Source organism: Companilactobacillus musae (assembly GCF_003967595.1).
GTDB classification, from domain to species: domain Bacteria; phylum Bacillota; class Bacilli; order Lactobacillales; family Lactobacillaceae; genus Companilactobacillus; species Companilactobacillus musae.
This window is the reverse complement of the sequence record NZ_BIFW01000010.1, coordinates 31,554-43,696: the sequence shown is the minus strand read 5'-3', so window position 1 is coordinate 43,696 and position 12,143 is coordinate 31,554. Positions and strand designations below refer to the sequence as shown.

The following is a 12,143-nucleotide window of genomic DNA, read 5'->3' as shown; positions in this document are numbered from 1 at the left end:
AACAAAAATATTTTTAATCAGAAACCAATTACTAAATATATGTTCTATCAAAAAAAGACACCCTCAAAGGATGTCTTTTTAAATTGATTTTTATTCTTCAACCTCAATTGTAAATGGATCTTCTTTAGTTCTTTGGAAAATACGTGCATTAAGCATGGCATAACTCAAAATGGTTACAAAATAAATACTTACTGAAGGAGCCTCAATAACATGACCCGTCATCAAAGCCATTCCAAAGCCTATTGCTACACTGGCAACTAACATTGCCCATTTGAATGACCACATGTACTTGAACTTCATCAAGAACAATCCAATCAAGTAAATTAAACAATATGCCAATGGTGCTAAATAAATAATTGTCCCAATAACACCAAATTGGAAGAAGATATCAATATAATCCATCTCAACCAATTTAGCTTTTTCGACCTTCTTGAAACTAGTTGCATAACCCATTCCAAATGCCTTTTGAGCTGGAGTAGCTTTAGCAAAGTTATGAGAAGCATTTTCAAAGTAAACTGTTCGACCACTCAACAAGTAAGAAACTGTTTTGTTAGTTTCAACGTACTTCTTTTGATCTTTCGTTATACCCTTTTTAGTCTTGGCTTGTTTCTTCTTATACTTAATCATGTTGTTATGTAACTCAGCAGTTCTAGAAACAGCCATCGCTGGATAAGCTGCAAAGATACCACCTAGAGTAAGTACCAATAAAGCAACTATCCCAGCCGTAAACTTACGTCTACTGCTATTTTGAAAGAATTGAATCACTGCTGCCAAAATTGCCATACATGTTCCAAACAATAATGCCAATAATGAACCCTTGGTACCAATCAATAATGCGGCATAAATACCCACAATGATAGAAATCCAATAATAAAGTCTGTTCCAATTATTGATCTTCTTCAAAGCATACCAAACCATAATTGGGAAAGTAATTGATACAATTGCACTCAATTCATTGGCTGCGAAAAACCAACCACTCTCTCCTAGTTTGTAATATGAATATGAACTGAAACTCGTTTTAGTGAAGTGAGCCACAATCATAATTACACTAATGATATTTATGGCGATAAAAATCACCTTAGGGAAAAATCGATTAATAATTCGATCTTCAGCCAATTCTTCAAAGGCATAAAAATATGCCAATAACATAATTGGATAATATAAACTCTTAGCTAAAGTGGTTAATTCTAAAGAAGGAACAAATAATTCTTTAGTTTTATAGTTTATTATCAAACTGATTACTGAAACCAATGCTAAAAGTACAAAATAACCGATAACCCTAAACCCATGTTTATTATCCCGATTCAATATCAAGAAAATCAGAATATAAAAGATAGTGACAGCCATAACAGCCATCCTAATCAAAACACCGAAGGTTACATCAATTCGGGCTCTCATCATCAATCCCGTAACAGCATCTAATACTGGTTGAAATATAATGTACAGCATCAAAAAGATACTATACTTTTTAATAAAGCTTTGCATAAGTGACTCCCAGTTAAAAATTTAAAAGCAATGTTAGGTAATATCTTACCCTAAAACTCGTTTTAAAGAAATTATCTTTCTAAGTAAAATTCAAAACGATCGCCGGCATATTGTGAACGAACATATTCAAATGGTCGACCGTCATCTAAAGTAGTTATTTGACGCACTCTAAGTACCGCTGAACCGCGTTTAACATTCAAAAAGTTAGCAATCTTTTCTGAAGCCAAAATTGCGGATACGGTTTGAGTAGCGTTACCTAATTTTAACCCAGCTTTGTCTTCCAAAGCCTTGTAAAGAGAAGACGTAATGTCTTTTTTATTTAGACTATTGACTATTCCAATCGGAATAGTTGCAACCTCAAAACATATCGGTTGTTTATCGGCATAACGAATTCTCTCCATCCGAAGAACTTGATCGCCTTCTTTTAATTTCAATTTTTCTAACTCACTGATAGAAGGATCAGCTACATGGTAAGAAACCGTCTTACTTGAAGGTTTCTTGCCTTGGCTTTCGGTAATTTCGGTAAAACTTGTTGTTCCAGACATCTTTTCTTGCACTTTACTGCTAGCAACATAAGTTCCAGAACCAACTTGTCTTTGTAAAATCCCCTCATCGACAAGAGTTTGGATAGCTTGGCGAAGTGTCATCCGACTAACATCGAAATCCTGTGAAAGTTGTCTTTCAGAAGGAATTCGTTCACCGACAGCCCACTTACCTGATTCAATTTCTTTTCTTATCTCATTATGAATTTGTATATATACTGGTACCTTCATTATCTGGCACTCCCTTTACAGCGTTACTTCTGTTAATTATACAGTATTTCTGACAAAAATTAAGAATTGGTCTAAATTTTTTAACAATTGGTCTAAAAACTTTAGAAAATAAAAAGGCAAAATTCAAAATTGAATTTTGCCTTTTAAATTTATTGGGTTAGATGGATTCGAACCATCGCATGACGGGATCAAAACCCGTTGCCTTACCGCTTGGCTATAACCCAATGAATGGAGGGGAGTGGATTCGAACCACCGAACCCGAAGGAGCGGATTTACAGTCCGCCGCGTTTAGCCAGACTTCGCTACCCCTCCATGTGTTTAACACATGTCTTACTCGACTTAATTATATTACCGAAAATTCGAAACCATTTCAAGGGCTTTTTCAAAAAAATATTTTTAAAATGAAAAACAACAAAAAAGACATGGCAAACGCCATGTCTTTGAATTGATTTTTAAATGTTAGTTAACACCTTGCATCAACTTCTTAATTTTTGGTACAAACATAATTAAGATAACTGCTACAACAAGTGTAACGATACCTGTAACGCCAAAGAACATCATTTCATTCTGTGGATTACCAGGTTGGAACAATTTAACAATCTGAGCATTAGCAGCTTGTCCAGCTGAATCAGCTAGGAACCACATACTCATCATTTGACCCCTGAAAGCCTTTGGAGCTAGTTTAGTTGTGGCTGACAAACCAACTGGAGAAATCAACATTTCACCAATTTCAATAATACCCCAACTTAGAACTAACCAAAGTGGACTAACTTTGCCGCTTGGTGCCAATCCCATCAAAGGAATGATCAAAACAAAGTATGAAATAGCTGTAACAACTAATCCCATCCAGAATTTAGATGGTGATGATGGTTGTCTCTTCCCTAGTTTTGTCCAAAGAATGGCAAAGAATGGTGTATAGATAATGATAAAGAATGGGTTAAGCATTTGGAACAATGGAGCTGATAAGTGCCAACCCATGAAGTTCAAGTTTGTTTGTTCAGCAGCAAATAATGCTAAAACAACTGAACCTTGTTCTTCAATTGCCCAGAATACAACAGCAGCTAAGAACAATGGAATATAAGCTAGAACACGTGAGCGTTCAATCTTAGTAACCTTCTTACTTGTAATCATCATAATGAAGTATCCAATTGGTAAGGCAATACCCAAAATACTGATGATTGTAATAACATTACTAATTGTAAAGGCATGTGTAAAGATCATAACGATTACGATAACTACGATTGCAATAATAGATATTGTCAAACGTCTAAAGAACTTACTACGTTCTTTATCAGTAATTGGATCTGGAGCATGCAAACTTTCTTCAGGAAGATACTTCTTTCCATCAATCCAGTAAACGATCAAACCAATAAACATACCAATAGCAGCTAATGAGAAACCTGCATGGAAGTTAAAATGATTTGTCATAGCATTTACAGCTGGTGGAGCAAACAATGAACCTAAGTTAATACCCATGACATAAATACTGAATCCGGAATCACGTCTTGGATCACCTTCAGTATATAATCCACCAACCATTTCGGATACGTTTGGTTTCAATAGTCCGGTACCAATAACAATAAGTGCGATAGATGAAAATAGTCCTGTTTGACCAATTGGAAGTGATAAGACGATGTGACCAAACATGATCAATACACCACCCCAGAAGACTGTTCTTCTGGCTCCCAAAAGTCTATCACTGATAAATCCACCAAGAACACTTGACATGTAAACAAGTGAACCATAGATAGACATGATTGATGCAGCAGTAGTACGGTCCATACCTAGACCGCCCTTTGTTACTGCATAGTACATGTAGAATAGCAAAATGGCACGCATACCATAGTAACTGAATCTTTCCCAGAACTCAGTTAGAAATAATGTACGCAAGCCTGTCGGTTGTCCGAAGAAACCTCGATCTTTTTTTTCGTCCATTAAAAAATTCTCCTCACATTACACAATGAATGTATTAATATTAAACTTTCATACTCTTCATGTCAAAAGTTTTTTAATAAAAATGTCTACAGCCCTTATATATCAATATATAAAAATAAGAACCTTTTAAGATAAGCTCTTATTGTTCTAGCTATTATGCTTAAATGCCATCGTAGCTTGAACAGCATTTTTCCATCCGTCATAAAGATTTTCTCTAATTGAATCATTCATTTTAGATTCATAAAGTTTACCAGTTTGATAATTTTTCTTAATATCATCCAAATCTTTCCAAAAACCAACACCCAGTCCAGCCATAAAAGCAACTCCTAGTGAAGTAGTTTCTAATTCTGATGAGCGTTGTAAAGGAATACCCAAAATATCAGCTTGAAATTGCATTAAATAATCATTAGCAGAAGCAGCACCATCAACTTTTAAAACTTCGATCGGCATTTTAGCATCGGAACTCATTGTTTCAATAATATCTTTCGTCTGATATGCGATTGCCTGTAAAGTAGCTTTGATCAAATCCTTATCCGTTGTTCCTCTAGTAATTCCAAACATTGTTCCATGGGCTTGATTATCCCAATATGGCGCACCCAAACCAGCAAAGGCTGGTACAACGTAAACCTCATTATCGTCAGTAGAAGCCTTAGCATCATCAGAAGTCTCCGGAGTATTACTGATTAAACGCATATCATCTCTCAGCCATTGCAAAGCAGCTCCGGCTACAAAGACACTTCCTTCCAAGGCATATTTGATTTCACCATTGATTCCATAAGCTATCGTCGTCAAAAGATTATTGTCTGACAAAGCTGGTTTATCCCCGGTATTCATCACCGCAAACGCACCAGTTCCATAAGTATTTTTGACCATACCTTTTTCAAATGCCATCTGGCCAAAGAGTGAAGCCTGTTGCGATCCTGTCATCCCTGAAATAGGAATTTCTGAACCATAAAATTGATAATTTTTCGTTACACCAAAAATTTCAGAGTTAGATTTTACTTCTGGCAACATTTTCTTAGGTATATTGAAGAGCTTCAATAAGTCTTCATCCCACTTTAAAGTATTGATGTTATAAAGCATTGTCCGACTAGCATTAGCATAGTCAGTCATGAAGCTATCACCATCAGTCAATTTCCAAAGTAACCAACTATTAATAGTTCCAAAAAGTAGCTCACCCTTTTCAGCACGTTCTTGAGCACCGTCAACATGATCCAAAATCCATCGAATCTTGGTAGCTGAAAAGTAAGGACTGATAATCAGACCTGTCTTCCTATGGATCTCATCTTTATAACCTGCAGCAATCAAGTCATTGGCTAACTTAGCAGTTTGACGACTTTGCCAGACAATTGCGTTATAAATTGGCAAACCAGTTTTTTTATCCCAAACTACCGTCGTTTCTCTTTGACTAGCAATACCAATTGCCTTGATTTGTTTTGGCTTAATGCCTGAATCAATCAAAGCTGTGGCAATCGTTGTTTGAACGGAATTCCAAATCTCATTAGGATCATGTTCGACCCAACCCGGATTAGGCAAAATTTGTCTAATTGGATGTCTAGCAACTGAAACTTTTTTACCACTATGGTCAAAAATTATTGCCCGAGCAGTAGTTGTTCCCTCATCAATTGCTAAAATATATTCTTTCTCCATCATTTACTCCTAAACGCCAAAAAAGGCGAATATCGCCTTTTATTTTGTTGCTTTATGTTTGAATTTTCTAGTTGCACTGACTGCTTCTTCCCAACCTTCATAGAGATAGTCGGCACGTTTAGCGTCCATCTCTGGTTCAAAAGTAGCTCCAGTAGCATATTGTTTCTTAATATCATTTAGACTATCCCAATACCCTACAGCTAGTCCAGCTAAAAATGCAGCTCCTAAAGCTGTTGTTTCCAAATCTTTAGCACGTTGAACTGGCGTTTGTAGAATATCAGCTTGAAATTGCATTAAGTATCTATTATTAGCAGCCCCACCGTCAACCTTTAGTGTTGGAATATCAATTCCTGTATCTTGTTTCATGGTTTCCAAAACATCACGTGATTGATAAGCCAAAGATTGCAATGTAGCTTTAATGAAATCATTCTTAGTTGTTCCACGAGTTAAGCCAAAGACAGCTCCACGAGCATTAGCATCCCAATAAGGTGCACCTAATCCGGTAAAGGCTGGAACTACATAAACTTCGTCGTCATCATTTGATGCCAAAGCAGCTTCTTCAGATTCGGGTGCAGAATCCACAAGATGCATTGCGTCACGTAACCACTGAATGGCTGAACCAGCAACAAAGATACTACCTTCCAAAGCATAATAAACTTTACCATTGATTCCATAACCAATTGTTGTTAAAAGATTATTATCAGAAAGTTGAGGCTTTTCACCAGTATTCATAACGATAAAAGCACCCGTTCCATAAGTGTTCTTGACCATACCAGGCTCGAAAGCCATCTGGCCAAATAGTGCTGCCTGTTGGTCACCGATCATACCAGCAATCGGAACTTCTGAACCATAGAAATGGTAACCCTTTGTCGTAGCATAGACTTCTGAATTAGGACGTACCTCCGGCAACATCACTTTAGGAATATTCAAAGCCTTTAGAATATCATCGTCCCATTTAAGGTCATGGATATTGAACAACATCGTACGACTGGCATTAGAATAATCAGTTACATGGGCAGCCCCACCAGATAATTTCCAAAGAATCCAAGTATCGATTGTTCCGAAAAGTAGTTCACCATTTTCAGCACGTTCTTGAGCGCCATCGACATGATCCAAAATCCAACGGATTTTTGTAGCTGAGAAATAAGGATCGATCAATAATCCTGTCTTTTCATGGATCATCTCACCATAGCCGTCTTTTTCTAATTGAGCAGAAATCTCAGATGTCTGGCGACTTTGCCAAACAATTGCATTATAAATTGGCAAGCCAGTTTTTTTATCCCAAATAATAGTTGTTTCACGTTGATTAGTTATTCCGATACCTTTGATTTGCTTAGGTTTAATGCCTGATTCAATAAAAACAGTCGCAATAGTTGACTGAACCGCATTCCAAATCTCATTGGCATCATGTTCAACCCAGCCGGGTTCTGGAAAATGTTGGGTAAACTCACGTTGTGCATCAGCAATCTTGGTACCCTTTTTATCGAAAATAATTGCTCGAGTACTAGTAGTACCTTCATCAATTGCCATAATATATTCACTTGACATTGTTTCACCTCATTTTTAATGTAAACGTTTCATAACAAAATATTATAACATCTGCAAAATATTGTAAACTTTTCCTATTGTTTTTTAATATTTTGTTGTTTTACTCAAAATAATTCTTTTTATTCTTTAGATTTTAATTTTATTATCCAATTAAAGCCACCAAATAATGTCATTGATACGACCGATACTATCCATCCTAATTTTAGACCCGGAACTTGATAATTCAATACCACTTTATGTTGACCTTGTTTCAAATCAATTGCCATCAAATTATCTACCACACGATGAATTTTAACTTTCTTGCCATCTACATAGGCATTCCAACCATTATCATAAGGAATACTAAATAGCATTGGTGAAGCTTGAGTAACATTGATCGTACCGCGAACCGTATCGTGATTTAAATCAGACGATATCATTAATGACTTGGAACGAAAATTATATAAAGTGCTTAAAAATTTCTTTTGATCTAGTGACTGGAAATATTCTGGATCAACATCTAAAGATTTATCAGTTAAAATTTTTACCTGAACTTTTTGATTTTCTTTAAAATGTCCCAATCTTAAAGTCGCAGCACTATAAATATTCATCGAGGCGGTTTTAATACGTTTACCATTCACGTAAATCTTGGCTGTATCATAATTCATTGGCGATACGTAAAAGTATAACGGTCCACTAGCTCTAGTTGTCAGTTGATAATTGTAGAGTGTTTTATTGTTCACATTGCTTTGCTTCATACTATTGAGCGACACATTCTTTAAATACTCTATACTGTCACCATTCAAAGCTTGCCAAAGTCGATCCTGATTATCCAAAGCTCTTTTGGAATACATTTTGAATCCATAAACATCTTGGTCAACTAAAAATCCTAAAGTCGGAGCGTTATAGTTCTCTTCAACATAATAATGATTATCCCACTGTCGAATACGATAATAGACACCCAGCAACGCATTGGTCAAATTCGTTCCACCAAAGTAACTGATACGACGGACGTTAAGACTGAAGTAGCCTAGATTATGCATCATCTCCAGAGTATTTTGATTCAAAGTTGAACTATACAAACTTAACCCATTGATATTGAACAAAATAGGATCATTGTAATTATTATATTTATCCGGAAAAGCCTTATTTAAACCTGACTTGGAAACAATAATTCGATGTCCTGGATGACTTCTTTTTTTGACATCTTCCAAAATTTTGTCTTCTTTAGCAAATTCACTTCGATAAACCAATTGATTGCCCAATCCTGCAGTACTCATAACTGAATTAAAGTTAGCAATTACTTCAAAAATCATCATTAACAAAATTAAAAATAAGAAATTACGACTACGGTTGAGAAATAACAAAATAATTCCTGAAACAATAATGCAGGTAATACTCAACCAAAAGTAACGTCCATCGTACTGATTATCAGGTGTAGCAAAACCTAATTGCTCAATAATTCTTGGCAATAGCCATTCAGTTGAATAACCGATACACAACAAAATACCTGCCAAACAAGTGCTTTTAATTACCGTACTTACATCAGTGAAAACACCACGATCAAAGGCTTTGTAGGCGATAAAAATACAAACGAATGAAAAAATAAAACTATTTCTAAACGGAAAACCTGCGGGATTTTGAAACATATGCCAAATCGTATTAAAAGTTGTTACCAACATACTTATCAAAAGTATCCCCAAAAGGAATAATGAATTTTGTTTGTCTTTGTTACTGATTTTTGAACTAACAAAAAATGCCAATAACAATATTAAAATTGTCGACGTCATAAATACCGATGGACCATGTTCCAAGCGTTGTTCAAAAGTATTCCCGCCGATACCTAATTCTGTTAAAGCTTCTAGTCCAAACCTGGCTGACGGTAGATAATTCAATAAATTAAATGAAGTTTTAGCAGTTTTTAGCATTCCCACTAAAGTAGGAATCAAAACAACTGCCGAACTAATTCCAGCTAAAATGGAAGTCACTAAATAATTTCGGATTACTTTCCATTTTCCCTTAGCATGAAAAAGCTTTTCTTCTAATCCGATATAAATGAAGAAACAGACTGAAAAAATACATAGCATGTATCCTAAATAATAATTAAAGATAATAGAAAAAAGAATTGAAAAATAATATAGAACATATTTATGTTCTTTAATAATTCTCATAACGCCAATAGCAACTAAAGGCAACATGATCAATGCATCTAACCACATCAGATCATAAAAGTATGACGCTACGAACCCACAAAAACTATAAGCCAAAGTGAACATATAGTTGGCGACAGAAACCTTTTTAAAATAGGATTTCAAAAAGTATGCCATCGTTACACCCATAGATGATATCTTGAGCATAATAATGATATTGGCCGCGGCGGGAATCCCCTTGGGACTGAAAAGTACCAATAATAAATTAAACGGCGATAACAAGTAGTAACTAATAACCGGAAAAAAGTTATCTCCTAAAGATTGGCTGAATAAATAAAGATGCAGATTGCCAGAAACTAACTGTCGTCTTAATTCGGTCAAAAAGGTTAAATATTGAGTTCCTAAATCACTACTCAAAAAATTATTGCTTCCAAAAGGAACCAACCCTGCATACGCAAATATTATTGAAATAATAACAAGATTAATAAAAAACGCTCCGAGGTAATACAGGACATGACGTTTTGACATATTATTTTCTCCTTACTAGCTATTCAAATAATATGAGATTATTAGGACAAATGCAAAAAAGAAGATACAAAAAAGGCTTGCTCACGCAAGCCTGTCATCATATCTTCTTTCATATGTTATACCTCGAATTTGTAATTTTATTTTGAATGATTTTGATTCATGTATTTTTGTGTTTTGTATTTTTGATTGATTAATTTAGTTCAAGAATTTCTTTTCGTTACGACTTCTGATCATTTTAGTACAAACAGTAGCTAAAACAGATACACCCGTTAGAACGAGAATAGGATGTTTTTTCATATACTTCACCTCGTTTTTGTATAGCCATATTTGACTATGTATACATAGTACCGAGATATTGTGAAGTATGTTTTATTAGAGTTTGAATTATTTGTGAATATTATATTAGACGTTGCCTGCAAAATCTCTGTGGACTGTCTTCCTATTTCTCTTTTTAATTTCTCATATCTTTTTCCCATTCTCTAATGGTAGAAATTCCCGACTTACCTGCCGTATCTTCCAATGCCTTTATCTCATCAGAATTTAACTTCAAATTAACTACATTGGCGGCGTCTTTTACTTGTTCCACTTTGGTTACACCGACAATTGGGAATGTTCCCTTTGCTACGGCCCAAGCCATGGCTACTTGTGCTGCTGATACATTATGTTTCGCACCAATCTCTGCTAAAATGTGATTTAATCCTGATAATTCTTGCAACTTATCATTATATTTAATAGCTCTTTGACTTCCTTTTGGAAATGGATGATCTTCATCATATTTGCCAGTCAAAGCACCTTGTTCCAAAACCATATAAGAAAAGAATTTTATATTATTTTCTTTGCAGTAGTCCAAAATCCCAGCATTTTCTGAAGTTCTATCTAACAAACTATAATGATTTTGAACTGCAGAAAGTTTAATTCCGGCATCATCAAGAATCTCCACAACTCGTTTGATTTCATGCAAATCATGATTTGAAACCCCAACATGCTTTACTTGTCCACTCTGTACTAATGGAATAATTTTGGGCGTCCACAATTCCACATCATTGTCATTATGAATCCAATAATAATCAACATAATTAGTCCTCAATCGTTGTAGACTACCTTCAAACATTTCATTAACTGCCTGGTCATTACTGGGATCAGCCATCATTGGTGTAAATTTAGTCGAGATAAGCAAATCCTCTCGTGGCGTATCTTTCATCAGGTCACCCAAAATAGTTTCTGAAGCACCTGAACCATATGCATAGGCTGTATCCCAAAGATTTAAACCATTCTCAATTGAAGTTTTAAAAACATCTTTGAAGTGCGATTCGTCATAATCATTTCCAAAATAGTTGGCACTATCTCCCCAAGCCCAAGCGCCAAGTGCTAATTTAGGTAATTCTGTCATTTTTATTTCCCCCAATAACTAATTCATATCAACTATAACATCGGTTTTTGATATTTATTGATATTGTGAATAAACTCTTGTAACTGTTGGACACTGACTTCAGGATCACCTTTTAATCTAGTAATCAACCACTGCCCCAATTCTAAATAAGCTTTTCGGTCTAAAACAAATTTTTTAGAATAGACATAATTAATGGCCGCTTCATATTTATGATGCAACAGTAAGTTATCAATATCGGTATAAATTTTACCTCTTTGATTCTGTTGTTGTTCAAAAACTATCTCAGTCTTGTTAGCACCTTTTTTACCTACCATATAGCCAAAGCCTTCCGCAAAAGACTTGATTTGGCGCATGATAAAATCATTGTCATCATCCATCAGTTCCACCTCCATACTTTAAATTTATCACCTAGATTATACAAAAAAAGACAGCCATTAGCTGCCTTTAAGTTTTAAATTACAAACTGCCGTCCTCCACCACAAACCCGATTAGGCTGGAACGTAGTGGGCACGAATTTGTTGTTCCGGACTAATATGCTTAATAATTTAATTTTGGATTTTAGGCATAAAAAAGAAGAACAATGTCCCCTAGATATTGTTCTTCTTTTAATTAAGAATTTCAAATACTGAACATTTAATTAACAAATTCAAAACCCTAGTCGGGAGTAAAAAATCTGTGAGCCCTCAGTGGTGAAATTCTACTTAG

Annotated in this window: 8 protein-coding genes and 2 tRNA genes; all 10 read right to left on the bottom strand. The window is 35.2% G+C overall.

The genetic code is table 11. The features are described from left to right. Positions 1–90: 90 nt before the first annotated feature. Positions 91–1,485 (bottom strand): O-antigen ligase family protein, encoded by a 1,395-nt coding sequence (locus tag LAB100_RS10435; RefSeq protein WP_119327071.1) that lies wholly within the window; start codon positions 1,483–1,485, stop codon positions 91–93. A 71-nt stretch (positions 1,486–1,556) separates the two neighbouring features. Next, positions 1,557–2,258 carry a GntR family transcriptional regulator gene (locus LAB100_RS10430; protein ID WP_119327072.1) on the bottom strand — a complete coding sequence of 234 codons (702 nt, stop codon included), beginning with the start codon at positions 2,256–2,258 and terminating at the stop codon, positions 1,557–1,559. A gap of 152 nt (positions 2,259–2,410) precedes the next feature. After that, a tRNA-Gln gene (locus LAB100_RS10425) sits at positions 2,411–2,482 on the bottom strand. A 5-nt stretch (positions 2,483–2,487) separates the two neighbouring features. Then, positions 2,488–2,570 (bottom strand) — tRNA-Tyr (locus LAB100_RS10420). Positions 2,571–2,717: 147 nt separating this feature from the next. Beyond that, entirely contained in the window at positions 2,718–4,193 is a 1,476-nt protein-coding gene (locus tag LAB100_RS10415) for a peptide MFS transporter (RefSeq protein ID WP_119327073.1), read from the bottom strand. Positions 4,194–4,340: 147 nt separating this feature from the next. Then, positions 4,341–5,843, bottom strand: a complete 1,503-nt coding sequence (gene glpK, locus LAB100_RS10410) for a glycerol kinase GlpK (protein ID WP_119327074.1) — start codon at positions 5,841–5,843, stop codon at positions 4,341–4,343. Positions 5,844–5,882: 39 nt separating this feature from the next. Then, positions 5,883–7,391, bottom strand: a complete 1,509-nt coding sequence (gene glpK / locus LAB100_RS10405; protein ID WP_119327075.1) for a glycerol kinase GlpK — start codon at positions 7,389–7,391, stop codon at positions 5,883–5,885. Between the two features lie 119 nt (positions 7,392–7,510). Next, entirely contained in the window at positions 7,511–10,048 is a 2,538-nt protein-coding gene (locus tag LAB100_RS10400) for a YfhO family protein (protein WP_119327076.1), read from the bottom strand. Positions 10,049–10,499: 451 nt separating this feature from the next. Further along, complete coding sequence (locus LAB100_RS10395) at positions 10,500–11,438, bottom strand: aldo/keto reductase (protein ID WP_119327077.1); 939 nt, start codon at positions 11,436–11,438, stop codon at positions 10,500–10,502. A 32-nt stretch (positions 11,439–11,470) separates the two neighbouring features. After that, the gene (locus LAB100_RS10390; RefSeq protein WP_119327078.1) at positions 11,471–11,815 is read right to left on the bottom strand and encodes a DUF6483 family protein; all 345 of its coding nucleotides are present in this window, start codon (positions 11,813–11,815) and stop codon (positions 11,471–11,473) included. Between the last annotated feature and the right edge of the window lie 328 nt (positions 11,816–12,143).

Coding starts and splice junctions, on each gene's coding strand:
- LAB100_RS10435 (WP_119327071.1), bottom strand. CDS start 1,485: ATGCAAAGCTTTATTAAAAAGTATAGTATCTTTTTGATGCTGTACATT.
- LAB100_RS10430 (WP_119327072.1), bottom strand. CDS start 2,258: ATGAAGGTACCAGTATATATACAAATTCATAATGAGATAAGAAAAGAA.
- LAB100_RS10415 (WP_119327073.1), bottom strand. CDS start 4,193: ATGGACGAAAAAAAAGATCGAGGTTTCTTCGGACAACCGACAGGCTTG.
- glpK (WP_119327074.1), bottom strand. CDS start 5,843: ATGGAGAAAGAATATATTTTAGCAATTGATGAGGGAACAACTACTGCT.
- glpK (WP_119327075.1), bottom strand. CDS start 7,391: ATGTCAAGTGAATATATTATGGCAATTGATGAAGGTACTACTAGTACT.
- LAB100_RS10400 (WP_119327076.1), bottom strand. CDS start 10,048: ATGTCAAAACGTCATGTCCTGTATTACCTCGGAGCGTTTTTTATTAAT.
- LAB100_RS10395 (WP_119327077.1), bottom strand. CDS start 11,438: ATGACAGAATTACCTAAATTAGCACTTGGCGCTTGGGCTTGGGGAGAT.
- LAB100_RS10390 (WP_119327078.1), bottom strand. CDS start 11,815: ATGGATGATGACAATGATTTTATCATGCGCCAAATCAAGTCTTTTGCG.